The 24,781-nt window shown below is 55.8% G+C and carries 25 protein-coding genes; 21 read left to right on the forward strand and 4 right to left on the reverse strand.

The window, feature by feature from the left end; translation table 11 throughout:
• Positions 1 to 76: 76 nt before the first annotated feature.
• From JMF85_RS11035 to JMF85_RS11065, 7 genes are all read left to right on the forward strand, one after another.
• Entirely contained in the window at positions 77 to 547 is a 471-nt protein-coding gene (locus JMF85_RS11035) for an ACT domain-containing protein (RefSeq protein WP_054798566.1), read from the forward strand.
• Positions 548 to 734: 187 nt separating this feature from the next.
• Entirely contained in the window at positions 735 to 2,021 is a 1,287-nt protein-coding gene (locus JMF85_RS11040) for a homoserine dehydrogenase (RefSeq protein ID WP_127607836.1), read from the forward strand.
• A gap of 7 nt (positions 2,022 to 2,028) precedes the next feature.
• The gene (gene thrC, locus JMF85_RS11045) at positions 2,029 to 3,090 is read left to right on the forward strand and encodes a threonine synthase (protein WP_127607838.1); all 1,062 of its coding nucleotides are present in this window, start codon (positions 2,029 to 2,031) and stop codon (positions 3,088 to 3,090) included.
• A 14-nt stretch (positions 3,091 to 3,104) separates the two neighbouring features.
• Entirely contained in the window at positions 3,105 to 4,088 is a 984-nt protein-coding gene (thrB, locus tag JMF85_RS11050; RefSeq protein ID WP_054798564.1) for a homoserine kinase, read from the forward strand.
• Positions 4,085 to 4,969 carry a prephenate dehydratase gene (gene pheA / locus JMF85_RS11055; protein ID WP_201318188.1) on the forward strand — a complete coding sequence of 295 codons (885 nt, stop codon included), beginning with the start codon at positions 4,085 to 4,087 and terminating at the stop codon, positions 4,967 to 4,969. Before thrB ends, pheA begins: the two co-directional genes overlap by 4 nt.
• A 5-nt stretch (positions 4,970 to 4,974) precedes the next feature.
• Complete coding sequence (gene ilvE / locus JMF85_RS11060; RefSeq protein WP_141334287.1) at positions 4,975 to 5,853, forward strand: branched-chain-amino-acid transaminase; 879 nt, start codon at positions 4,975 to 4,977, stop codon at positions 5,851 to 5,853.
• A 486-nt stretch (positions 5,854 to 6,339) separates the two neighbouring features.
• Positions 6,340 to 7,998 carry a LysM peptidoglycan-binding domain-containing protein gene (locus JMF85_RS11065; RefSeq protein ID WP_196426798.1) on the forward strand — a complete coding sequence of 553 codons (1,659 nt, stop codon included), beginning with the start codon at positions 6,340 to 6,342 and terminating at the stop codon, positions 7,996 to 7,998.
• 196 nt (positions 7,999 to 8,194) lie between these two features.
• On the opposite strand, the gene JMF85_RS11070 is transcribed toward JMF85_RS11065, so the two are convergent.
• Positions 8,195 to 8,440, reverse strand: a complete 246-nt coding sequence (locus JMF85_RS11070; protein WP_127607054.1) for a hypothetical protein — start codon at positions 8,438 to 8,440, stop codon at positions 8,195 to 8,197.
• Between the two features lie 127 nt (positions 8,441 to 8,567).
• Here JMF85_RS11070 and JMF85_RS28370 point away from each other — a divergent pair, with 127 nt between their 5' ends.
• A complete protein-coding gene (locus tag JMF85_RS28370) occupies positions 8,568 to 8,702 on the forward strand; it encodes a hypothetical protein (protein WP_258313386.1) in 135 nt (44 codons plus the stop codon).
• Between the two features lie 90 nt (positions 8,703 to 8,792).
• Here the strand turns inward: JMF85_RS28370 and lepB are convergent, their stop codons facing one another.
• The gene (gene lepB / locus JMF85_RS11075; RefSeq protein WP_054798587.1) at positions 8,793 to 9,341 is read right to left on the reverse strand and encodes a signal peptidase I; all 549 of its coding nucleotides are present in this window, start codon (positions 9,339 to 9,341) and stop codon (positions 8,793 to 8,795) included.
• A gap of 129 nt (positions 9,342 to 9,470) precedes the next feature.
• On the opposite strand from lepB, the gene JMF85_RS11080 reads away from it, so the two are divergent.
• The 8 genes from JMF85_RS11080 (at position 9,471) to yajC (ending at position 17,785) form a co-directional block, all read left to right on the forward strand.
• Positions 9,471 to 10,187: a BofC C-terminal domain-containing protein gene (locus tag JMF85_RS11080; RefSeq protein WP_127607056.1), complete on the forward strand. Its 717-nt coding sequence runs from the start codon at positions 9,471 to 9,473 to the stop codon at positions 10,185 to 10,187.
• 432 nt (positions 10,188 to 10,619) lie between these two features.
• A complete protein-coding gene (gene ruvC, locus JMF85_RS11085) occupies positions 10,620 to 11,123 on the forward strand; it encodes a crossover junction endodeoxyribonuclease RuvC (RefSeq protein WP_054798592.1) in 504 nt (167 codons plus the stop codon).
• The gene (gene ruvA, locus JMF85_RS11090; protein ID WP_127607058.1) at positions 11,120 to 11,770 is read left to right on the forward strand and encodes a Holliday junction branch migration protein RuvA; all 651 of its coding nucleotides are present in this window, start codon (positions 11,120 to 11,122) and stop codon (positions 11,768 to 11,770) included. Before ruvC ends, ruvA begins: the two co-directional genes overlap by 4 nt.
• Positions 11,771 to 11,821: 51 nt before the next feature.
• A complete protein-coding gene (ruvB, locus tag JMF85_RS11095) occupies positions 11,822 to 12,826 on the forward strand; it encodes a Holliday junction branch migration DNA helicase RuvB (RefSeq protein WP_054798585.1) in 1,005 nt (334 codons plus the stop codon).
• Between the two features lie 240 nt (positions 12,827 to 13,066).
• Entirely contained in the window at positions 13,067 to 15,199 is a 2,133-nt protein-coding gene (locus tag JMF85_RS11100; protein WP_236595820.1) for a SpoIID/LytB domain-containing protein, read from the forward strand.
• Between the two features lie 17 nt (positions 15,200 to 15,216).
• Entirely contained in the window at positions 15,217 to 16,269 is a 1,053-nt protein-coding gene (queA, locus tag JMF85_RS11105; protein ID WP_141334277.1) for a tRNA preQ1(34) S-adenosylmethionine ribosyltransferase-isomerase QueA, read from the forward strand.
• 17 nt (positions 16,270 to 16,286) lie between these two features.
• A complete protein-coding gene (tgt, locus tag JMF85_RS11110; protein ID WP_127607062.1) occupies positions 16,287 to 17,420 on the forward strand; it encodes a tRNA guanosine(34) transglycosylase Tgt in 1,134 nt (377 codons plus the stop codon).
• Between the two features lie 44 nt (positions 17,421 to 17,464).
• Positions 17,465 to 17,785 carry a preprotein translocase subunit YajC gene (gene yajC / locus JMF85_RS11115; RefSeq protein WP_372813111.1) on the forward strand — a complete coding sequence of 107 codons (321 nt, stop codon included), beginning with the start codon at positions 17,465 to 17,467 and terminating at the stop codon, positions 17,783 to 17,785.
• Between the two features lie 109 nt (positions 17,786 to 17,894).
• On the opposite strand, the gene JMF85_RS11120 is transcribed toward yajC, so the two are convergent.
• Positions 17,895 to 18,254, reverse strand: coding sequence for a TIGR04086 family membrane protein (locus JMF85_RS11120; protein ID WP_054797603.1), 360 nt, complete (start codon positions 18,252 to 18,254; stop codon positions 17,895 to 17,897).
• A 152-nt stretch (positions 18,255 to 18,406) separates the two neighbouring features.
• On the opposite strand from JMF85_RS11120, the gene JMF85_RS11125 reads away from it, so the two are divergent.
• Complete coding sequence (locus JMF85_RS11125) at positions 18,407 to 19,090, forward strand: DUF421 domain-containing protein (protein ID WP_054797604.1); 684 nt, start codon at positions 18,407 to 18,409, stop codon at positions 19,088 to 19,090.
• A 19-nt stretch (positions 19,091 to 19,109) separates the two neighbouring features.
• Here JMF85_RS11125 and spoVB read toward each other — a convergent pair whose 3' ends face one another.
• The gene (gene spoVB / locus JMF85_RS11130) at positions 19,110 to 20,678 is read right to left on the reverse strand and encodes a stage V sporulation protein B (protein ID WP_201318189.1); all 1,569 of its coding nucleotides are present in this window, start codon (positions 20,676 to 20,678) and stop codon (positions 19,110 to 19,112) included.
• Between the two features lie 170 nt (positions 20,679 to 20,848).
• On the opposite strand from spoVB, the gene JMF85_RS28575 reads away from it, so the two are divergent.
• The 4 genes from JMF85_RS28575 to JMF85_RS11150 all read left to right on the forward strand — a co-directional run bounded on the left by JMF85_RS28575 (position 20,849) and on the right by JMF85_RS11150 (position 24,774).
• Positions 20,849 to 21,445 carry a post-transcriptional regulator gene (locus JMF85_RS28575; RefSeq protein ID WP_306439340.1) on the forward strand — a complete coding sequence of 199 codons (597 nt, stop codon included), beginning with the start codon at positions 20,849 to 20,851 and terminating at the stop codon, positions 21,443 to 21,445.
• A 166-nt stretch (positions 21,446 to 21,611) separates the two neighbouring features.
• The gene (gene secD / locus JMF85_RS11140) at positions 21,612 to 22,844 is read left to right on the forward strand and encodes a protein translocase subunit SecD (RefSeq protein WP_127607068.1); all 1,233 of its coding nucleotides are present in this window, start codon (positions 21,612 to 21,614) and stop codon (positions 22,842 to 22,844) included.
• Entirely contained in the window at positions 22,834 to 23,757 is a 924-nt protein-coding gene (gene secF, locus JMF85_RS11145; RefSeq protein WP_127607070.1) for a protein translocase subunit SecF, read from the forward strand. Before secD ends, secF begins: the two co-directional genes overlap by 11 nt.
• A 111-nt stretch (positions 23,758 to 23,868) precedes the next feature.
• Complete coding sequence (locus tag JMF85_RS11150) at positions 23,869 to 24,774, forward strand: cation diffusion facilitator family transporter (RefSeq protein ID WP_127607072.1); 906 nt, start codon at positions 23,869 to 23,871, stop codon at positions 24,772 to 24,774.
• Positions 24,775 to 24,781: the final 7 nt, after the last annotated feature.

A 24,781-nucleotide genomic window follows, 5' to 3' on the forward strand; every position in this document is an offset into this window, starting at 1 on the left:
TATTGCCGGGGAGAGCGTGTTGCGATATAATGTCCACTAGATGAAAACAATCGTCTGTGTAGAGAGGACTGTTATCGTGCCTGACAAACATACCGAGGGAAAACCGCCGCAGGGGCAGCGATTTTTCTTGGTCCGCGAGGACATCTTGCCGGAAGCGCTCTTCAAGACGCTGCAAGCGAAGGAGCTGCTGGCCCGCGGCGAAGTGAAGACGGTCCACGAAGCGGTGGAGCAGGTGGAATTAAGCCGCAGCGCTTTTTATAAGTACAAAGACGGCATCTTCCCGCTCACCAAGCTGGAGCGCGACAGGATCGTCACGATCTCCATGGATTTGGAGCACCGATCCGGCATCTTGTCCCGCGTGCTCGCGCTGATCGCCGGGCTGGAAGGCAATGTGCTGACGATCCACCAAACGATTCCGCTGCAGGGCATCGCCAATGTCGTCATCTCGGTAGAGACGTCGATGATGGGCGAGAACGTGAGCCATTTGCTCGACACGCTGCGCAGCCAGGACGGCGTCACCCGCGCCACCCTCGCCGGGCAAGGCTAATACTAATAATAGCAGCGTTTTGGATGATGATAAGGGCAGTAAAAAAGAACCGGGGCGTGCAACGCCTTTGAAAATGAATTCGAACATCGCCTAGGGCTATCGTTCAAAGCATTCATGTTCAATCCAGGCTGGAGGTCTTTATTACGAACCGGGACTTATCGTACAACAACGCATAAGGAGGACACATATGAAACCCGTCAAAGTAGGATTACTCGGTCTAGGTACAGTCGGTACCGGGGTCGTTCGTATTGTGGAAGGACACCAGCCCGATCTGCTCAGCCAATCGGGCTCCCCGATCGAAATCGTGAAAGTATTGGTCAAGGACAGCAGCAAAAGCCGCGGCATTCATGTGGCTGCGGATAAAATCACGGAAAATCCGTGGGACGTGATCGAGAACCCGGAAATCGACGTCGTTGTGGAAGTGATGGGCGGTATCGAGCTGTCCAAACAATTGATTCTCGCAGCGCTGGATCGCGGTAAACATGTGGTCACCGCCAACAAGGATTTGATGGCGCTGCACGGGCCGGAGATTTTGGCGAAAGCGGCAGAGAAAGGCTGCGACGTGCTCTACGAGGCGAGCGTCGCCGGCGGTATTCCGATCCTCCGGACGCTGGTCGAAGGTTTTTCCTCGGATCGCATTACGAAAATTATGGGGATCGTCAACGGTACAACCAACTATATTTTGACGAAGATGAGCCAGGAGGGCGCTGCGTACGACGATGTGCTGAAGGAAGCGCAGCAGCTCGGCTATGCGGAGTCCGATCCGACCTCGGACGTGGAAGGCTTCGACGCGGCGCGCAAAATGACGATTCTCGCCACGCTCGGCTTCCGTGCGAACGTAGAGCTGTCGGACGTGTCCGTAAAGGGCATCTCCAAAGTATCCAAAGAAGACATCGCGTACGGCAAACGTCTCGGATATGAAGTGAAGCTGCTCGGCATCGCGGAGCGTCAAGACGAGCACATTAGCATCAGCGTGCAGCCGACGATGGTCAAGCATTCGCATCCGCTCGCATCGGTCAACGGCGTGTTTAACGCCGTGTACGTTTATGGCGAAGCGGTGGGCGAAACGATGTTCTACGGACCGGGCGCCGGCGAAATGCCGACCGCGACCTCTGTCGTGGCCGATCTGGTGGCCGTCGTGCGCAACCTGAACCTTGGCATCAACGGCCGCCGCGGGTTCGTGCCTTATAAGGAGAAGAAGCTGAAGACGGACGAGCAAATCGCGTCGAAGAACTTTATTTTACTGCATGTGGAAGACAAAGCCGGCGTACTGGCGCAAATTACGCAAGTATTCGCCCAGCACGAAGTGAGCCTGGAGTCGGTGCTTCAGCACCCGAACGCGACCAACCCGCTTGCCGAAATTATCATCATTACCCATGACGCCAATAAAGCTGCGATGAATAACGTGTTGAAGCAAATCGAGTCCATGAACGTCGTTCAAGCGATCAAGAGCGTCTACCGAGTGGAGGGCTAAGCAAGACATGAGATGGAAGGGACTTCTGGAAACGTACAGACCCTATTTGCCGGTGAATGAGAGCACGCCGCTGCTTACTTTGCAGGAAGGCAATACGCCGCTTGTACGCGCGGAGAACTTGTCAAACGAGCTCGACCTGGATCTGTACTTTAAATACGAAGGGCTGAACCCGACCGGCTCTTTCAAAGACCGCGGTATGGTTATGGCCGTAGCCAAAGCGATGGAAGAAGGCAGCCGTACGATCATGTGCGCGTCGACGGGCAACACCTCGGCGGCAGCTGCGGCTTACGCGGCTCGCGGCGGCTTGAACTGCATCGTGCTCATCCCGAACAACAACATTGCGCTCGGCAAGCTGGCGCAGGCGATCATCTACGGCGCGAAAGTCATCGCGATCGAAGGCAACTTTGACCGGGCGCTCGAAATCGTGCGCGAAATTACGGCCAAGCATCCGATCACGCTTGTTAACTCCGTCAACCCATACCGCATCGAAGGGCAAAAAACGGCCGCCTTCGAAGTGTGCGACCAGCTCGGCGGAGCGCCGGACTATCTTGCGATTCCGGTCGGTAACGCAGGCAACATCACGGCTTACTGGAAAGGCTTCAAGGAATACTACGAGAAGGGCAAGTCCCGATCGCTGCCGAAAATGATCGGTTTCGAAGCGGAAGGCGCCGCGGCTATCGTGCGCGGAGAGCCGATTCCGAATCCGGAAACGATCGCAACCGCGATCCGTATCGGGAACCCGGCCACTTGGAAGGGCGCCGAAGCGGCGGCTAAAGATTCCGGAGGTCAAATCAACTTTGTCACGGATGACGAAATTTTGCACGCCTACAAAACGATCGCTGCACGCGAAGGGATTTTTGCCGAACCGGCATCCGCGGCTTCGATCGCAGGCGTGATGAAACTGAAGCGCGAAGGGTATTTCGAGAAAGGTCAACGCGTCGTCTGCGTGCTGACCGGCCATGGGCTGAAAGATCCGAACATCGCCATTAAGAGCGTGGCCGCCGAGCCGGTTGTGGTGAAGGATTCCGAAGCAGCGGTTATGGAAGCCATTCGAAAGCTTGAAGGTTAGGGGCGCGGACAGACATGACGGATATCAATAAACGCAGAGTGCGTGTGAAGGTGCCGGCCAGCACGGCGAACCTCGGACCCGGCTTCGATACGCTCGGCATGGCGCTGGATTTGTATGCATGGATTGACATGAGCGTGTCGGACGAAACCCGGATTACGCTGCACGGGGATCAGATGAACGGCGTGCCTACGGATAAAAGCAACCTGATCTATGAAGTGGCTCAGCTCGTGTTCAAGCGGGCGGGAGTCGAAATTCCGGAACTCGATATCGCGATGTACAGCGACATTCCGCTGACCCGGGGACTCGGCAGCAGCGCCTCGGCCATCGTCGGAGCACTGACGGCGGCAAACGCGCTGATTGGGGACAAGTTCACGAAGGATGAGCTGTTTCAAATCGCCACCGAATTGGAGAAGCATCCCGACAACGTCGGTGCTTCCTTGTTCGGGGGCATCGTCGTGGCATTCTGGGACGGCAAGCGGGCAGAATATATTCGCGTAGAGCCGCACGAGAGGCTGGACGTGCTTGTGGCGATTCCGCATTTTCAGCTGTCTACGGAGAAAGCGCGCGGCGTGCTGCCGCGTGAGCAAAGCCTCGAGAACGCCGTGTTCAACGTGGGTCACTCGTCGGTGCTGGTCGCCGCTTTCTGCACGGGCCGGCTCGATATGATCCGTGTGGCGATGAAGGATGCGCTGCACCAGCCGTACCGGGCTCCGCTTGTGCCTGGCCTTGCCGGCATTCTCGCGGAAGCGACCGACCACGGCGCGCTAGGTGTCGCGTTGAGCGGCGCGGGGCCGACGATATTGACGCTGGTGGATCGGGATTCGGATAGGAAGAACGAGCTGGAATCATTCATGCGGGGCAAGCTTCGGGCCGAAGGGATCGAAGCGACTTTATTGTGGCTGAAGCCCGATCGGGAGGGCGTCGCTGCCCAAGTATTGGCGCCTGAGGAGCAAGGGTGTTCCTTGCTTGAATTCGTTAAAGGGGAGACCTTGGGATGAAGCGAATCGCACTTCTCGGTCCGGGGACATTCACCGAGGAATCGGCTCATTATGTGCTCGGAACGGATGAATTTGAATATGTTAACTGCAAACTGATCGCGGATGTGTTCCAATCGACCGTGAACGGAACAACAGATTACAGCGTTATTCCCATCGAGAACACGTTCGAAGGCTCGGTGACGCTGCATGTGGATATGCTGGTCCATGAGGTGGATTTGCCGATACAAGCGGAGTGGGTGTACCCGATTTCGATCAATTTGCTCCGTTTGCCGAGCGGCGAAGGGCAGGGGACCGAGCTGGAGGCGGCGTGCGGGGAGATCCGTAAAGTATACTCGCACAGCGTCACACTGGCGCAGTGTCAACGGTTTCTGCGCAAATTCCTGCCGCATGTCGAGCTGGAGCAGGTCGGCAGCAACGGTGAAGCGGCCCGCCTTGTGCGGGAGCTGGGCGATTCGTCGGTCGCGGCGCTTGCTCCGATAGGTGCCGGCGTATTGTATGGGTTGTCGACGGTGGCGGCAGGCGTGCAGGATCACCAGAACAACTATACGCGGTTCGTGCTGATCGGACAGGAGAAGCCGCAGCTGAAGGCGTCGCCGCAGCAGAAGACGACGATTCTTATAACGATGCCCGAAGATTATCCGGGGGGACTGCATCAGGTGCTGTCGGCTTTCGCCTGGCGGCGCATCAACTTGTCCAAGATCGAATCCCGTCCGACGAAAAAACGGCTCGGTAATTATTACTTTTATATCGACATCGAGGCTTCCATGGATTCCGTGCTGCTGCCGGCCGCGCTGCAGGAAATTGAGGCGATCGGCTGCCAGGTGCGCATCTTAGGTTGTTACCCGACGTATTCCTATGACCCAGAACAAGCGGAGGTGTAAAGAACGTGGCCCAAGTCATTTACTTGAACGGCGGCTTTGTGAGCAAAGAGGACGCTAAAATTTCGGTGTACGACCACGGTTTTTTGTACGGAGACGGTATTTTCGAAGGCATTCGGGTTTATAACGGCAACATCTTCAAATGCAAGGAACATCTGGACCGGCTGTACGATTCGGCCAAGTCGATCATGCTTGAAATCCCGCTGACCTTTGGCGAGATGCAGGACGTGCTTGTCGAAACGATTCGCCGCAACGAGCTGCGCGACGGGTACATTCGGCTGGTCGTCTCCCGCGGACCCGGGGATCTCGGCCTCGACCCGCGCCGTTCCCCGAAGGCGAATGTCATTATCATCGTGGAACAGCTGGCGATTTACCCGGAAGAAGCTTACGTCAACGGGCTGAGGACGGTGTCCGTCTCGACGCGCCGCAACGTGCCCGACGCGCTCAATCCGAAGATCAAATCACTGAATTACCTGAACAATATTTTGGTGAAAATTCAAGCGAACCTTGCCGGCGTGGGTGAAGCGATCATGCTGAATTCGCAAGGCTACGTAGCCGAGGGCTCGTCCGACAATATCTTTATCGTCAAACGCGGCGTTGTGTTTACCCCGCCCTGCTACTGCGGGGCGCTGGAAGGTATTACCCGCGCAGCCATTATCGAGCTGTGCGGCAAGCTCGGCTATAAGCTGAAGGAAGAGCCCTTCACGCTGCACGATGTGTACGTCGCCGATGAAGTGTTCTTCACCGGTACGGCGGCGGAAGTCATCGCGGTGCGCGAAGTCGACGCGCGCACGATCGGCGAAGGCAAAGCCGGACCGATCACGACGAGCCTGCTGCGGGAATTCCGCAAGCTCGTCCAAGTAGACGGCGTGAAGGTGTACGAGTAGGCTCGCGCACCTTCACGGTCCGCCGCCGAACGCGGCGTGTTTGTGCCCTTACGATAAACATAGCGGAACTCCAGTATCTTATTCCTGAAAATTGACGCCGTTTGGCGGCGAAGTATAAGGAATAAGATGTCAGAGTTCCGCTATTTTTTCGTTAGATAGGAAAGTGGCTCGGGTTAGGGGGGGACGGGCTCACAGGAATTGTTCCGGTATACGGAAGTGCAGGCGAACGGCAACGCTGCCGGGTAACGTCATGTTGGGGGCTCGAGCCTGAATCGCATACGGAGCGTATAGCGGGAAGGTGGACAGTTCTGCGCTAATCGTCGGAGATTAGAGCCAAGGCATCCGGGAAACCTGGAAATAGGACCTTATCAGCGACAGGATGGAAATTTTTCAAGTTTGCGTGGTCAAATGCCTACCTTCGTGCATAAACTGTAATGTCATTTTGTTCCGGTAGCACAAAGCGCAAAACTAAGGAGGTTTATGCAATTGAAAATCCATCTTGTGAAAAAAGGTGACACCCTTTACGAGCTCTCCCAAAAATATCACGTGGAGCTCGACCAACTTATTGCCGCCAATCCGCAAATCGCTAATCCCGATGTGATCGATGTCGGGATGAAGGTGAAAATCCCGGATTCGCCTAAGCCTGTCCAGCAGCCGACGGATTACTTATATAAGCATGTCGTGGTGCAGGGCGACACCCTGTGGAAGCTTGGCAAAGCTTGGGGCGTGCCGTTGGCCGATATGGTGGCTGCGAACCAGCAGCTGAAAAATCCGAACGTGCTGATGACCGGGGAGATCGTGTACATTCCGAAGCTGAAATCCGACACGGGCCCGTCAATGCATCACCACTTGGCCAAAGCGGATACGTCCGTAATGCCGTTATCTCCGCTGCCGGTTGAGGAGGCGCCGATGATGCCGGAGGCGCCGCAAGCGCCGTTGAAGGAGGAAGCGCCCGGCATTACGCCGTATCCGAATATCCAGATGCCGACGCCGAATATCTGGATGCAGTCACCGAATATCGGGATGCCGACTCCGAATATCGAAATGCCGACACCGAATATCGAAATGCCGACACCGAATATCGAAATGCCGACACCGAATGTCGGAATGCCGTCTATGGAGCCTACGTATGCCGGAAATATGCCTCCGGTAGCGAACTTGTTCCAGCAATTCCAAGTGCCGGCAACGGAAGTGATGATGCAAAGTCCCTGGGCGACGGAGCCGGAGCTGCCTGTATTTCCGAACCAGCCAAAGCACGGAGAAATGCCTTATACGATGAGTACGCCGAACGTGACCTACTCGCCGTATCCGAGTTGGGAAGCGCCGGCAGCAAGCAAAGGCTGCGGCTGCGGTCAACCGAATCTGCCTTATGCGCTGCCCCAAATGAACGCGCCATACGGCCAGGAGCCATTGGAGGCGTATCCGAACGCGCCATATGGCCAGGAACCTCTCGCGACGGACCCGAACGCGCCATACGGCCAGGAACCGCTGGGGGCATATCCGAACGCGCCATACGGCCAGGAGCCGCTGGGTGCGTACCCGAACGCGCCATACGGCCAGGAGCCGCTGGGGGCATATCCGAACGCGCCATACGGCCAGGAGCCGCTGGGGATGTACCCAGGCACGCCGTACGGTCAGGAGCCGATGGGGATGTATCCGGGCACGCCGTACGATCAGGGGCCGATGGGGATGTATCCGGGCACGCCATACGATCAGGAGCCGATGGGGATGTACCCGGGCACGCCGTACGATCAGGAGCCGATGGAGATGTATCCGACGCCTTACGGTAGGGATCTGTACGACGCATACCCTGCTTCGCCGTACGGGTCGCCGATCTTGCCGCATGCCGTAGCGGGCTACCCGTTTCCGGAACCTGGCATCGCGGTGAACGTATATCCCGGCCTCGGGGCGATGCCGTTTGCGACGGCGGAACCTCTGGTTGCGGAGGAACGTGCGCTGTCGATCCACAAATCGAAGGACGGCAAGTCGGCCGCCGCTCCGGCTGCGAAAGAAGACGCGAGGGCGAAGCGTCCAGCCCGTGGGAAATCGGCCCGCGCCGCCATCAGCAGCTTGATTGAACGGAACAGCCGCAAAGCTCATCATCCTCCGAAAGTCAAAAGAACAAGACCTTGGTTAAACGACTAAGTCTGTCCGGTTTTTCACTAAGCAAATGCCGTCTTCCCGGAACGAATGCGTACGGGGGGCGGCTTTTTGTCCTTTATTTAAAGGCTGTGTTACCGTGTATTATTGATTTTAGACCCAAATAAAAACCGCCCGCTGAAAAGGCAGTTAATTAATCTATCGTATCAGGTAGCGTAACAATTTTATTGTAAGTTCATGTTCAATTCTCTTTGCTTTTTGATTCTTTATTTTTCTTATAGCGGATAATAGCCATGGGTAAATTTATGATTCCTAGAAGAAAAGTCGTAAAACTTGGTATCAATTGAAATATAGTAGGATTTGCATTCCCATCGCCTACTGGTCCTGTTTTAGATTGGTTGCTATCCCATATTCCATACATAACACCGAGTATGAGTAAGATCAGACATGCGATACTGGCAATTATATAGACTACAAACCTGTTCAAGCTTCAACCCCCTCTGTATACAGCGTCAGTTACTTATGATCTGCAAAGGTAGAAGTTTATTGTAGCTAATCTCCGTCTTTTTACTGCAATCAATTCACCATAAAAAAATATGGCTCGGCGAAGATTGGTGTTTGTCTCATGGATCAAGGATGTGCCTTTTACCGACTCCGGCGTGAAGCTGCTGGAAGGGACGAAAGCTTTTTTAGTCGAAGAGAAGCTGGCGCAGAAGGGCTTTGATTTGAATCAGTGGATTTTGAAATGAAGATAAAAAAAGGCAATGCCCTTGCTGCAAGGCTTGCCTTTTTGAACATTTTGCCGGATAGGCTCTGTTCGCGAGCTAATTTATATTCAGCTAAAACTTAATGCCAAGCACATGGTCGATCGGCACGAAGCCGATATCCCGGCTATCCTTGCTGTGGTTTCTGTTGTCGCCCATGACGAATACGTGGCCTTCCGGCACGGTCCATTGCCGTGAAACGGGAGTATCCATCGTTTCGTTCAAGTAAGGCTCGTCCAGAGGCTGACCGTTTCGGTACATTCTGTTATCTTTCATCTCCAGTATGTCGCCTGGCTTCCCGATCACCCGTTTCACGTACATGTTCGGGTCATCCTCACCGCGAAGGAGGCGAAGCAGCGGATGCTCCAGCAGATCGTCCTTCAAGGTGCGGGGGCGCTCCACCCGGCTGTCGATAATGACGATATCCCCGTAATCCGGTCCGTACCGGAACGTATGCGACAGTTTGGAAACGTAAATTCGCTGTTGATCGTTTAGCGTCGGATCCATGGAATGTCCGAGCACTTTGGTCGGTTGGAATATGAACATCCCGATCAAGATGGTTAGGACAAACGCGGCGGCAATGGAACGGATCCAAGCCCATACTTCTTTCAAAAGCGACTGCATAGGTAAGTCATCATCCTTCCCCTCATGGGTTGTTTACCATAAGACACAGTATACATCCATTCCGTATAAACGTCGATCCCCATGGGAAAAATAGTAAATCATAACGATATAGACAAGAGGGGATCTCCTATGCAAGTGAAAGAATGGTGGAATCAGCTCAAAAAACAACTGAAACGAAAGCTTCGCCTTAAACGCGGCTGGCTGCATTTGGCGGTCGTGCTGCTCGCAATGGGCGTGTTTGCTTCGTGGCTTTGGTTCTCGCGTAGTGCGGTACAAGCTCCGCTTTCCTGGGATTTGGGAGAATGGCAGCAGGATCGGGCCGTATTCAGCCGTCAAGTGACGGCGTTCAAACAGCCCGAGGAAGAGGTGCGGAAGATCATTAGCGGAATGGAGGGTAAACGGGAAGCATTCTCGAAGAAAGCCTATGTGTGCGGGGAGGAGCTCGAACGGATCGGACTGCTCGATTCGAACGGCATTATGAATTATTACCGCAACCATCCTTCCATAACGGTCAGCCTGGGCGAGACGAACACGGTGTACTTCACGGAGTCGATCGACGACTTGTCGCCGGCCTGCAAGGAAAAGGCGTACTTCGGGCTCGATGCGAAGGGCAACCTTTCCTTGTTCGAAGGCGTCCCGAACTCCGGAACGGAGAACGTCATGCGCACGTTCTTTCAATTGAACATTGAGCACCTGGAAAGCAGTCTGCCCCGCGAAACGGTCAGGCAGCTGTACCATGGCATACGTATTCACGATCTTGAAGATTACAACAGCGTATTGTCCACGTTGAGCGACTATGCGGTGGAGGAGACGGAGAATGCGATGCAGCGGGCGCCTTCCCCTTGAAGGACGATAGAGGCTGGCCCGTTTCATCCCCGGTTTGGATGAGGGTCAGAGCGGAATAAACCTCCCGGTCCACGTTATAAAGTGGTCCAGGAGGTTTATTTGCGTTGATGACGGGATCGGCTGCGCATGACCATCCGGGGATAGCTGCGGGGCTTGGAGAGCATCCGCTTGCGGCCGAGTGCGCATGCGGTTGATCCAGCGCCGTTATTTTGCTCTGATGGCAGAGTCGGCGAGCATAACGCGCCGCAGTTTCTTCTAATGCTTACCGGAGGGCTGGTGAGAGGCGCCTGACGGATGGTTTTCTTCCATACAGCGTGTTCATAGGGGGGATAATCTGATATAATGGGCTGGTGAATACATATGTTCGCTTTCTGGTGTCCTCTGAACGTCATTGAGGCTCACGGAGGAGCGGGCGGGGGAGTTGGAAGCCGCGTGCGCATATTAGGCATCGACCCGGGAATCGCCATCGTCGGTTTCGGATTTATCGACAAGCAGGGACATAAATTGGTGCCCGTCCAGTACGGCTCGATTCAAACCGAGGCGCATACCGAAGATTCAGTGCGTCTGAAGCAAGTCTATGAAGCTATGGTCCAATTGATAGACAAATATAAACCTGACGCGGTGGCGATCGAGAAGCTGTTCTTCAACCGCAACGTAACGACCGCGCTGACCGTCGGTCAAGCGCGCGGAGTATTGATGCTGGCGGCTGTGCAGCAGGGATTGCCGATCGGCGAATACACGCCGCTGCAGGTCAAGCAGGCGATTGTGGGTTACGGTAAAGCCGAGAAGAAGCAGGTGCAGGAGATGGTCAGGATGTTCCTGCACTTATCGAGCGTGCCGAAGCCGGACGACGTGGCGGATGCGCTTGCCGTCGCGATTTGCCACGCGCATTCGGCAACACTTTTACAAAAGATGAATGGAGCAACCAAGCGATGATCGACTTTCTAAGAGGAACCGTCGCCCACCGGGAAACGGAGTATGTCGTGCTCGACGTGCGGGGCGTCGGCTATCGGGTGTTCTGTGCGAATCCGTTCGCCGTTGCGCCGAAGGACGGCAAGGACGGCGGCGAAGTGACGATGTATATCCATTACCAGGTGCGTGAGGATGCGCACCTGCTGTTCGGTTTCACGTCTCGCGAGGAGCAATCGCTGTTCCGCCTGCTGCTGGAGGTAAGCGGAATCGGGCCGAAGGTCGCGATCGGCATCTTGGCGGGCGGGCGGCCGGAGACGATCGCCTCGGCGATCCGTCAGGAGAATGTCGCGTTCTTGACAAAGCTGCCCGGAATCGGAAAGAAAACGGCGCAGCGCATGGTGCTTGATCTGAAGGACAAGCTCGGCGCCTGGACGTCCGCGGACGACGATATGGCGGGGGCTGGCTTCAGTCTGGGCGACACGGCCTCAGCTCCGCTGGGCGGAGGCGCTTGGGCGGAGGCGAAGGCGGCGCTGCTCGCGCTCGGTTACACCGAGGCGGAAGCGGACCGTGCAGGAGCGGCAATCAAACCGAAGCTGCAGGGCGGCGAGACGACGGACGCCGTGACGAAGCTGGCGCTGCAGGCGCTGTTTCAACAGTCGATGATGAGATGACGTTACGGCTCCCGGCGCAGCGTTAAGACGGTTAGAAAGGAGAATCGCAGCATGGATGACCGGATTATATCGGCGAACTTGATGATGGAAGATCAGACGATGGAATTCAGTCTGCGCCCGCGCTATTTGGCGGAGTATATCGGCCAGTCGCAAGCGAAAGAAAACTTGAAAATATATATCGAGGCGGCGAAAATGCGCAAGGAAGCGCTCGATCACGTGCTTCTATACGGCCCTCCCGGACTCGGGAAAACGACGCTGTCCAATATCATCGCGAACGAGCTTGGCGTCAATCTTCGCACGACGAGCGGCCCCGCCATCGAACGGCCGGGCGATTTGGCCGCTATCCTGACCAATTTGCAGGAAGGCGATGTGCTGTTCATCGACGAAATCCACCGCCTGCACCGCACGGTGGAGGAAGTGTTATACCCGGCGATGGAGGATTACGCGCTGGATATTATTATCGGTAAAGGACCGAGCGCCCGCTCGGTGCGGCTCGATTTGCCGCCGTTTACACTCGTCGGGGCGACGACGCGTGTCGGCTTGCTATCCGCGCCGCTGCGCGATCGTTTCGGAGTCGTCAGCCGTTTGGAGTATTATACGGTAGATGAGCTGTCGTACATCGTCAGCCGCACGTCCGACCTGCTGCAGGTGCAGATCGTCGGCGAAGCGGCTCACGAGATCGGCATGCGGTCGCGGGGAACGCCGCGGATCGCCAACCGGCTGCTGAAGCGGGTGCGCGACTTTGCCCAAGTGAAGGGCGACGGCATCATTACGCTGGACATAACGCAAGCTGCGTTGTCGAGCATTCAGGTCGATCCGCTCGGTCTTGACGAGATCGATCACAAAATGCTGCGCGCGATAATCCTAAGCTTTCAAGGGGGACCGGTCGGTCTTGACACGATAGCAGCCTCCATTGGCGAAGAAAGCCAGACCATTGAGGACGTGTACGAGCCTTATTTGCTCCAAATCGGATTTTTGCAGCGCACTCCGCGGGGGCGGATGGTGACGGCGAGCGCGTGCAAACATTTGGGCTTGCCCATGCCAAGCCGGTCATAAAAGTTTACTAGGGGATCATTACCGCTACAGAAGCGAGACCATACAACCGGCATCATCACAGCTCGATGCAACGGTTGCAATAGGATTGACAACCGGCATCATCGCAGCTCGATGCAACGGTTGCAATAGGATTGACAACCGGCATCATCGCAGCTCGATGCAACGGTTGCAATAGGATTGACAACCGGCATCATCACAGCTCGATGCAACGGTTGCAATAGGGGAGGAGAATCACGCAGCATGGGGAGTCCCAAACGTCATAACGTTGATCATGAACGAGGTCGGCGCCCGCTTGGAGCGGGTCTCAAGACGGCGCTGTGCGCTGCCGTTGTCTGGACCGGCGTGTTCGCAGCGCCGGTGGTCACGCCGCTCGCGCCTGCCGCGCAAGCGGCAATTCCGGCTGCCATGCCGGCTTCCGTCCGCGTCGCGCTATTTATCGATACCGGCCGTTACAGCAGTCCGGCATCGGCGGTTACGCTGAGCGCGGACACGGCCGCACTCGCGCTCGGCTTGCGCGATGCAAGCGGCTTCAAGCCGCTGCATCAGGTGAATGCGAAAGAAGTCGTACGCGCCTATGCGAACGGCTATTATGCGCTGCTTCCGCAAAGCGCCGATGCAGCCGTCGCAAGAGCTCAAGCGCAGAAGCTGGCGGTTGGCGGAGCGGGTACGGGCATCGTGCAGCGCTCGAAGCAGGGGAAGCCGGCATATGCCGCATATATCGGCCCGTTTCCGACGAAGGAAGCGGCCGCTGCGGCGGCCAAAGCGGATGCAACCGCCCAAGTTGCCGGACCGCTGGGCTGGAACGCCGGCGTTTACGCCACGGAGCCTGAAGCGCAGGCGCAAGCGGATGCGATCGTGCAGGCCGGCTTTGACGCTGACGTGGCGCTCATCGGCGGCGGCTTCGCCGTCATGGTCGGCGGAGCGGCTGATGACGCTTCGCTGAAGACGCTAAAGGACAAGGTAAGCGCCGCACTGCCTGCAGCCCGCTTGACGGCCGTGGATCAAACGGCGGGCTACGTGCTCAAGCGCAGCGAGCTTTCCGTGAGCGGGGATGGGGCCGTACAGCCGGTCACCGCTTTCGTTGTCGGCGGCGGAGCCAAGCTGTGGGCGGCACCTGTAGATCCGAAAGCAGGCGTGCAGGTGGCTGAGCGATCGAACCGTTCGTACCGCGGCGGCATCGAGGTGACAACGTTGAACGGCAAGCTTGCCGTCATCAACGAATTGGCCATTGATCAATATTTATACAGCGTCGTCGGTTCGGAGTTAAACTCGTCTTGGCCGGCGGAAGCGCTGAAGGCGCAGGCGATCGCCGCCCGTACATACGCGTTGAAGCAGGGCGACAAATACCAAATTGCGAATGTGTCCGATTCGACAGCGGATCAGGTGTACAAAGGGCGTGAAGCGGAATTCGCCGCTGCGATTCAAGCGGTCGATTCGACCAAAGGTCAGGTGCTGACCTACAAGAACGCTTTGATCGACCCGCTCTTCTATTCCAATGCAGGCGGCATGACGGCCGATTCGAGCGAGGTATGGGGCAACCCCGTCCCTTATCTGAAGAGCGTGCCGTCGCCGGACGAAGGTGCCCAAGCAGGCAAAAAGCCGTGGTATCGGATCGTCCTGCCCAGCGGATTAACCGGATATATTCATTCGGATTACGCCCGCGACACCGGTACGAAGAATGAGATCGGCCTGCCTTATTACGAGTCGACGACGGACGCGGTCAACATTCGTTCGGCACCCTTTGTCGACAATGCGGCCAATCCCGCTATCGCGAAAGTCGATGCCGGCAGCCGGTTCGTTGTGATCGGCCAAATGATGGAATCGAACGCGTTCGCATGGGTTCGCGGTCCGTTCGACGAGGGCAGGCTGAGGGAGAAGCTCGGCGCTTCGCTGCCGGCTTCCGCTGCCGGCGGCATTACCCGCCTCGAGGTAACGAAGCGGGGGCCGTCCGGACGTGCGCTGGAAGTGTCCGTCAACGGACAAGCCGTGAAAGCGTCATATCCGGATGCGCTGCGTTCGCTGCTCGGCGGGCTGCCCAGCACGCGGTTTGAAATTGAACAATCGGAACGGTATACTATACGGGGAGCAGGAAGCGCTGTCCGCGAGCAAAGCGCCTCCGATGCGCCGCTTTACTTCGCAGGAGGCTCGGGTACGCCTCAAGCTTACGAGCAGGAACAGTTCTTCGTACTAAGCGCCGACGGAAACGTAAAGCCGGTTTCCAAAACCACGCAATTCGTGTTTAAAGGCACCGGATTCGGCCATGGACTCGGCATGTCGCAATGGGGTGCCAAAGGTTATGCCGAGCTGGGCTATGATTATGTGAAAATTTTACAAGCGTACTATTCCGGGGTGACCGTCACCACTTTACCGTAAAGGGAATGAAGTTGTTCATGCAGGTAGATTTGTTTGATTACCATCTCCCCGAATCGTTGATCGCGCAGACGCCGCTCGAGAATCGTACGGCCTCGCGGCTGCTGACGCTGAACAAGCGTACCGGGGAGATCGGGCATTACGGGTTCGAGCAATTGGAATCTTTTCTACAAGCCGGGGATGTGCTCGTGCTTAACGACACGAGGGTCATTCCAGCCCGGCTCTTTGGCGTGAAGCCGGACACCGGTGCGAAAGCGGAGGTGCTGCTCCTGAAGCAGCTCGAAGGAGACGCCTGGGAGGCGCTCGTTCGTCCGGGCAAACGGCTGAAGACCGGCGCGCTTATTCATTTCGGGACGTCGGATTCGGGAAGCGATGAGGGCGAACCGATGCTGACCGCTGTTGTGGAATCCGAAGGCGAGATGGGCACGCGGGTTCTTCGATTTTCATACAAGGGCATATTCAATGAAATTCTCGACCGTCTTGGTTCGATGCCGCTGCCGCCATATATTAAAGAGCAGTTGCCGGACCGGGAGCGGTATCAGACGGTGTATGCCAAGCATCAGGGCTCGGCGGCGGCGCCGACAGCAGGGCTTCATTTCACGGAAGATTACCTGCATAGGCTGGAACAAAAAGGTATACAATTAGCCTATGTGACGCTTCACGTCGGGCTTGGCACGTTCCGCCCCGTAGCTGCGGATACGATTGAAGAGCATGAAATGCACGAAGAGTATTACGAGGTGTCGCAGGAGACGGCGGACATCATCCGCGCTGCCAAAGCCCGCGGAGGCCGCGTGGTGTCCGTGGGCACGACGAGTGCGCGAACGCTGGAAACGGCGGCGCGGTTGGACGGCACGCTGGAAGCAGGCAGCGGTTGGACGGGTATTTTCATATACCCGGGCTACGAGTTTAAGATTGTCGATGCGCTGCTGACGAATTTCCATTTACCCAAATCGACGCTGATGATGCTGATCAGCGCGCTGGCTGGACGCGAGCGCGTGCTCGCGGCCTACAAGGAAGCCGTCGAGCGGGAATACCGCTTCTTCAGCTTCGGCGACGCCATGTTTATTTATTAGAAAGAAGTGACTGATTAATGGCCATCACCTATGAACCTATCAAAACGTGCAAGCAATCCGGCGCCCGGCTCGGACGTGTGCATACGCCGCACGGCGTCATCGAGACCCCGGCGTTCATGCCGGTCGGCACCCAGGCAACCGTCAAAACGATGAGCCCGGAAGAACTGAAGCAGATGGATGCGCACATTATTCTGAGCAACACCTACCATTTGTTCCTGCGTCCCGGGCACGAAGTCGTGAAAGCGGCCGGCGGCTTGCACAAATTTATGAACTGGGATCGCCCGATCTTGACGGACAGCGGCGGTTTCCAGGTATTCTCGTTAAGCGAGATGCGCAAAATCACGGAAGAAGGCGTTCAATTCCGTTCTCACTTGAACGGGGACAAGCTGTTCATTTCGCCTGAGAAATCGATCGAGATCCAGAACGCGCTCGGCTCCGACATCATCATGGCGTTCGACGAATGCCCGCCTTATCCGGCCGAGCACAGCTACGCCAAGCAATCGCTCGAGCGGACGACGCGCTGGGCGGCGCGATGCCTGGAGGCGCATGGGCGCAAGCATGATCAGGGGTTGTTCGCCATCGTTCAGGGCGGGATGTACGAAGATTTGCGCAAGCAAAGCGCGGCAGAGTTGACTTCCATGGATTTCCCGGGGTATGCTATTGGGGGACTCAGCGTAGGCGAACCGAAGCCATTGATGCTTGAGGTTCTCGACTACACCGTTCCGCTGCTGCCGGCGAACAAGCCCCGTTACCTGATGGGCGTCGGTTCACCGGATGCACTCTTGGAAGGCGCGATTCGCGGCATCGACATGTTCGATTGCGTGCTGCCTACGCGTATTGCCCGCAACGGCACCGTGATGACAAGCTCCGGCCGTATGGTTGTGCGCAATGCCAAATACGCCGAAGATTTCCAGCCGCTTGATCCGGAATGTTCCTGCTATACGTGCCGTAACTATTCGCGCGCTTACATTCGCCACTTGATTAAGGCGGACGAGACGTTCGGCATACGGCTGACGACTTATCACAATCTGCATTTCTTACTCGAACTGATGCGCGGGGTTCGGCAAGCGATTCAAGAAGACCGGCTGCTTGATTTCCGCGACGAATTTTTTGCAAAATACGGCATCGACGAGAACAGCAAAGGGTTTTAACCAACCATCATATATACATATGCCAGGTAAAAAGGGAGGAAACGATCATGATTTTGGCTACGGCCAACCAAGCTCCGGCAGGCATCGAAAGTTATTTGATGACCTATGGACCGCTCGTCCTAATGTTTGTTGTTTTGTATTTCCTGCTGATCCGTCCTCAACAAAAACGTCAGAAAACCCGCAACATGATGTTGAGCAGCGTGAAAAAAGGGGACAAAATCGTTACGATTGGCGGTTTGCACGGCACTATCGTGGAGCTGACGGACGATACGATCGTCCTGCGCGTCAATGATGTGACGAAACTGACCTTCGAACGTTCGGCGATTAACGCGGTAACCCCGGCGCCTTCCGTTGAAGACAAGTAGTAGCGCGCACTGTTAAACAATTCCAGAGACAAGAAAGGCGTACTTTGCGCCAGAGAGCCATTCTCTGCCGCATGCACGCCTTTTTTGCGCAGCTGCCGGCTTATTTCACTTACTTCTTCACATTGACCCCGATCATGCCGCCGAGTGCGCCCATTACGAGCACGATGCCGGAGAGGATCAGCAGTTCTTGCGTCAGCCCGCTGTCGTAGGCGAGAAAGCCGATCATCCACACAATAAGCGTATAGACCAGGCCGAGCAGCCCGCCGTGGTACCAACCTCTGGATTCGCACCGTTTGCCGGTGACGAAGCCTCCGATCAGCAACGACAGCCCGTGAATGAACAGCGTGGTCCGGAGCCAGGAGCTTTCGGACAAATCAGTGGCGAGCATAAGGAGCGAAGCAAGCAGCGTGCCGACTAAGGTGACGACAGTGGAATACGTCAATCCGGATAAGAGCGGCGAACGTTTCATAAGGATGGCAACCTCCCGATGGATTGGTTAGTCCCATTTTATGGGCTTGGCTATCAAAATAGTACAGGTCCCGTTACCAACATTTCTCCCGAATGAGGGTTCCTCTCCAAGGTCAAAATACCCATGGAACCGACTGCGGGGAGGAATGTCGCTTGGAGTTGTTGATCCTTTTTCTACGGACCATACTGGTTTACATCATTGTGTTCTTGACGATGCGCATTATGGGTAAAAGGGAGATCGGCAAGCTGTCCGTTTTCGACCTCGTCATCTCGATCATGATCGCGGAAATCGCGGTATTCGTGGTCGAGGACGTCAGCAAACCGATGCTCGAAGGCATTCTGCCGATGGCGACGCTGGTGGTGATTCAATTGATTATCGCCTTCTTCTCGCTGAAGAGCGAGAAACTTCGCCGCTGGGTGGAAGGCAGCCCGGCCACCATTGTTGACAAAGGCAAGCTGGACCGTTCGGAGATGAAGCGTCAGCGCTACAATCTGGACGATTTGCTGCTGCAGCTTCGCGAAAATAAAGTGATGAACCTGGCGGACGTGGAATTCGCCATTTTGGAACCTTCCGGAAAACTGACGGTCACCGAGAAAAGTTCCGATCCCCCATCTTCGCCGGGCGACGGCGATCGGAAGCCGGTCTTTCGCTACGAAGGCCTGCCGCTGCCGCTCATTATGGACGGACGGGTACAGGACGAGAGTTTAACCAAGCTGGGCAAAACCCGGTTTTGGCTGAAGCGGGAACTGCAGTCGAGAGGGATTAACGACTTTAAAGATGTGTTCTTCTGCTCGGTCGACCATCGCGGCAAATGGTTTATCGATAAGAAGAGATAACGAGGGACGCTTAGTACGCTTATTTGACGAAACGCTTGCCGAGCCAGATCATGCGGAACAAGTCGTCGCGTTCGATCAGGCGGGTAACCAACGCGAGCAGCACGTACAGCGTCATGCCCGTGCAGCAGGAGGCCAGAAATCGCAGCAGGCCGTCGTCGATCCAGGACGAGTGCATAACCACGGTGCTGGCCCAACCTGTGCCCGCCATGCATACCCCGACCTTGAGAAAGTCGCCTGACACCATCCGGAATTTCAGCAGCTTGACAACGCTGTGACCGTGAAGAATCGTCACGAGCATAATATTGACGGTAATGGCGACAATCGCACCCAGAATACCGAATTCGGGACGGCTCGCCAACACATAAATCAACGAGAGCTTGACTGCGGAGCCGATCAGCGTATTGACGAGCGCCGCTCCGGGTTTGTCCAGCGCCTGCAGAGCGGCTTGAAGCGGAGCTTGAAAGTAGATGAACAAGGCGGCCGGAGCCATCATTCTCAGCATCGAGGCGATGCCGGGCTGGGCATACATGTATGCGCAGATCGGTTCCGCGAGCACATACATCAGAACGGCGAACGGTGCGCCCGTGACGAGAGCCAGCTTGAGCGACTGGCGCAGGCGCATATGGATCGTCTTCATATCGCCGCGCGCCGCGGCTTCCGAAAGCGAAGGAACGAGAGAGACGGCAAGCGAGTATGTCAACGCGCCCGGCAGCATGAGCACGGGAATGATCATCCCCTGCAGAGCGCCGTACTGCGCCGTTGCGACCGTCGTAGCAAGGCCGGCAAGCGCCAAGCTTTGCACGATCAGAATCGATTCAAGGAAGTAAGAACCCGAGCCGATGAGCTTGCTCCCCGTTACCGGGAGCGCCAGCTTAAGCAGCTGTTTCAGGTTGGTCATGCGGGACAGACGGCGGGTTGTCCCGATTTGGGCGCGAATCGGTCCTCTTTCGGGAGTCAGACGCTCTCTTTTGTACAGAAACACAAGCACGAGCGTGGCGCAAATTTCCCCGGCCAGTACGCCGGCCATCGCTCCCGCCGCCGCATAGGCGAGGCCGTAGGGCAGCATGGCATAGGCGAACGCCAGTACGGCCAGGATGCGGACGAGCGTTTCCATCACCTGCGAAACGGCGGTCGGAATCATGTTCTGCCGCCCTTGAAAGTAACCGCGGAGCACGGAGGATACGGCAACAAGCGGCACGATAGGCGTCATGCATAGAAACGTATAGTACACTCTCGGGTCGGTGAACAAATGATCGGTAATCCAGCGCGCCCCTATATAAATGACCCCTGTGAAAAAGAGACCTAACACGGTGGCGACGGCAAGCGCGATGCGAAAAATACTTTTCACCCGGGCTTCATTGCCCTCGGCTTCGGCAGCGGCTACAAGCTTGGCCACCGCAACCGGAATGCCGCCCGTGACGATCGTTAGAATGACAATGAGAAAAGGCCATCCCATCTGGTATAACCCGATGCCTTCGGGCCCGATGACCCGCGGCAGCGTCATACGCGGGATGAAGCCCAGAATGCGGTTGATAATACCGGCAGCGAGAAGAATCATCGTCCCTTTGATAAATGATTGTTTGGTCAATGCCATAACCTCTTTTCCCACGTCGGTTTATTTATTAATGGATATGCCGGACCTGTCCTGGCGCATGCACACATTTTTATACAAGCCCTGTAGGAGACGAAGAAGGAAATAAGCGTTGCACAGCGAATTACATACAACATGAGCAGGCTGCGCACCGGGAGGGGTTATGGATGACAGACGGCAAGCAATATGAGGATCGCAGCGCCGGGACGAACCCGGAATCGCCTGAATCGCCGGATATCGAACCGGATCGTTCGATGGAGAAGCCTGAGGAGAATCGCGATATCGGCAAGGACCAGGAAGTTCCGTATATGGAGCTGTTCTATTCCCAGGAGACGGCGGCCGCGACATCGGTTAAAGATGCGCAGGAGCTGACGGCCGGGACGGCGGAGGCGGCTGCGGAGCCGGAGCCAGCTCCGGGAGACCCCGGAATCGGCGTGGCTGCGGGCGCGGAGGAAGAGCTTGCCGGACCGCCGGCCGGGACGCGTGAAGACGGCTATGCCGAAGACGACCCGGCGGCAGAGATGGACGAGAACGAGCTTAACCTGATGATCGAGGATCTTTGCAAAAGCAAGGCGCAGGAGTTTCGGATGCTGGGCTATGAGCATGTGACCGGGCAAGAAGTTTGGGAGTGCGTCAGCGATAAGTATCAGAAGCAAGGCGTGCCGCCGCTGCACCGGATCGTCAATGATATTTTGTCGTTAAAAGTCACTTCGTTTATGAATTGGATGACGATGAGCATATACAAAGACTCCCGTTTCCGGTAGCGGGAGTCTTTTGCTGATTTCCAGGCTTTCCGCATCCGCCTTGAGATAAGAGGCGTACCCGAGTTTTCCGGGGCCCGTTTAACGGGCTTTTTGGCGATCGATGGCAAATTGACTCGATTTTCGCAGGTGGGTATAATAGGACTATTGAGGGTGGAAGGAGATCGTTATGGACATCAAACGCATCGTCGCATTTGTCGCGATAGTTCTGATCGTATTTGCATCGGTTGGAGTGACGAGCCCGCAGCTGGTGAAGAACATCAAGCTCGGTCTCGACTTGAAAGGCGGATTTGAGATTTTGTATGTAGCGGAGCCGATCGAGGCCGGGAAGCCGGTAACGAGAGAGTCTCTTAACCAAACGGCGCTCAGCCTGGAGCAGCGCGCGAACGCTTTGGGCGTTACGGAGCCGGAGGTTACAACTGAAGGATCCGACAGGATTCGCGTTAAATTTCCAGGGGTCAGCAATGAAGAAGAAGTGCGCAAGGTGATTAAAGAGCCGGCGCAGCTCACTTTCCGGGGTCCGGACGGAACGAAGGAATTGATCGGAAGCGACTTCGTCGAGAACGCGGCCAAAGTCCAGTTCGACCAAACGAACCGGGCTATGATTCAAATCGAGGTTAAAGACAAAGAGAAATTCCGCAAGGTTACCGAGAAGCTGCTCGGTCAACCGATGTCGATTTATTTGGACGAAACGCCGCTTTCCTCTCCGATCGTGCAGCAGGTGCTGACGGACGGCAAAGCGACGATTACCGGTAACTTTACATTCGACGAAGCGAAGAAACTGGCCGATACGATTAATTTGGGTGCGCTTCCGCTGAAGCTCACCGAGAAATATACACAAAGCGTAGGCGCTTCGCTTGGCCAGCTGTCGCTGCAGGAGACGGTGAAGGCGGGGCTTGTCGGCTCAGTTCTCATCTTGTTGTTTATGCTCTTCTTTTACCGGATTCCGGGCTTGGTCGCCTCGATTACGATTATTACATACGCCTGGCTGCTGCTGCTCGTATTCAATCTGATTCATGCGACCTTGACGCTTCCCGGCATCGCAGCCTTCATCCTGGGGATCGGGATGGCGGTCGACGCCAATATCATTACGGCCGAGCGGATCAAAGAAGAAATCCGCAGCGGCAAAAGCATCTTGTCCTCGCTGAAATCGGGCTCGAAGCATTCCTTCCGGACGATCATGGATGCGAACATTACGAATATTATTGCCGGCGCCGTCCTTTTTTACATCGGGAACGGAGCCATTCGGGGCTTTGCGCTGACGAATATGCTGAGCATCGCCTTGAGTGTCGTAACGAACGTCTTCCTTGCGCGGTTCCTGCTCGTCTTGCTGATTCGCGCCAACGTATTTAAAAAGCCTACTTACTATGGCGTAAAGGAGTCGGAAATTCGTGCCCTTTAAAAACAACTCTGCATTTAAAAATTATTTTGACTTTGTCAAAAACCGGAAATATTTTTATATCGCTTCCCTGATTATTTGCGCGCTGGGCGCATGCATGCTGATGTTTAAGGGGTTGAATTACGGTGTCGATTTCCGGGCCGGCACCTCGATGGATATATCGGCCAGCCAATCGATCGATCGGGCGAAAGCGGAAGAACTGCTCAAGTCGAACGGTACCGAGCCGGCCATCCTGACCCTTGGCGGAGACAATAACAACCGGTTGTCCGTCCGGTTTAACGACATTCTGACCGACGATACGGTGAAGAAGATTAAGGAGAGCTTTGTGGCCGTTTACGGCAGCGACGTCTCGCAAGAAGTAAACACCGTCACGCCGGATATGGCGATCGAGCAGAAGAACAAAGCGCTCTTCGCGATTGGCGCGGCCAGCCTTGCGATTTGTTTGTATGTGACCATACGGTTCGAATGGCGGTTCGCGATCGCTTCGATCATTGCGATTCTGCACGATGCGTTTGTGGTTATCAGCTTCTTCGCGATCTTCCGTTTTGAAGTGAATCTGCCGTTTATGGCGGCGATTTTGACTACGATCGGGTATTCGATTAACGATAAAATCGTAATTTTCGACCGCGTCCGGGAAAACCTCCGCTTTGCCAAGCTGAAATCGACCGAAGACGTGGCCGGTCTGTTGAACGACAGTATTTGGCAAACGATGAAACGGAACATCAATACCGTTATTACCGTCTTGATTGCCGCGGTGTGTTTGCTCGTTCTCGGCAGCCCGGCGATCAAGCTGTTCGCCCTCGCGAAAATTATCGGCTTGACGAGCGGCGCTTACTCTTCGGTCTGTATCGCCGGACCGCTGTGGTATGAATTAAAAAACAAAGCTGTCGGATCCAAGAAGAAAGCCGCCGCGTAAGCAATGCCATGGCCGCCGCAACAAGGCAATATGCGGCGGCTTCGCCCTTTTATCCGGTACATATTTCTTGTCTTTCATCGAACGATAATCACTTTCATGGAGGAGTGCCCCATGACGGAGGAACATAAGAAACGAGCTGCAATCGGCCTGTGGGTCGGAATCGGGGTTAATCTGGGATTAACGGTGTTGAAAGGCGTCGCCGGAATGACGACGCACAGCAAGGCGCTCCTGGCGGACGCCTTGCATTCGGCATCGGATACGGCCGGCGCCATCGCCGGAATCCGCGGACATCGCGCGGGCGGTCCGATCGTTTCGATCCTTTTATCCGTGCTTGCGACGGTGATCGGTGTAGAGATCGTTATCGCCACCGTGAAATCTTTAAGTCAAGAAGCTCCGCAAGCGCCGGACCGGCTGGCGTTCGTCATTATCGCTTTATCCATTGTCATTAAAGAAGCGATGTTTCAATATCAATACAGGGTTGGCAAAAAAATCGGGAGCCAGGCGGTGATCGCGAGAGCCTGGGAACACCGTTCCGACATTTACTCGTCCATCGTCGCTTTCATCGGCATTGGGGGAGCGATGCTCGGCCATTACATAGGGATGCCTTTGCTGTATTATTTGGACCCGATTGCCGGACTGCTCATTGCGGTGCTGGTGATGCGCCTGGCCTACCGCTATATGATGGAAGCGGTGCAACATTCGACCGACCGCGTGCTGCGCCAGGAAGATTCGCGCGAACTGTTCGATACGGTGCAGCGGGTGAAGGGGGTCATTTCCATCGACGATTTGCAGGCGAAAGAACACGGGCATTACGTAATCGTCGATATGAAGATCAGCGTCAATCCGAGAATTACGATTCTTGAAGGACATGAGATAGCAAAGACAGTGAAACAAACGTTAATGAAACGGTTCATCCACGTATCGGACGTTTGCGTGCAGGTTAATCCGTACGATCCGGGCTATCCGTACAAGAGCACGGATGCCGGGCACGATGACATGCCGACGCTGCTTCATTAACGGAGGG

The sequence above is a fragment of the Paenibacillus sp. EPM92 genome (assembly GCF_016586185.1).
Classification (GTDB): domain Bacteria; phylum Bacillota; class Bacilli; order Paenibacillales; family NBRC-103111; genus Paenibacillus_G; species Paenibacillus_G validus.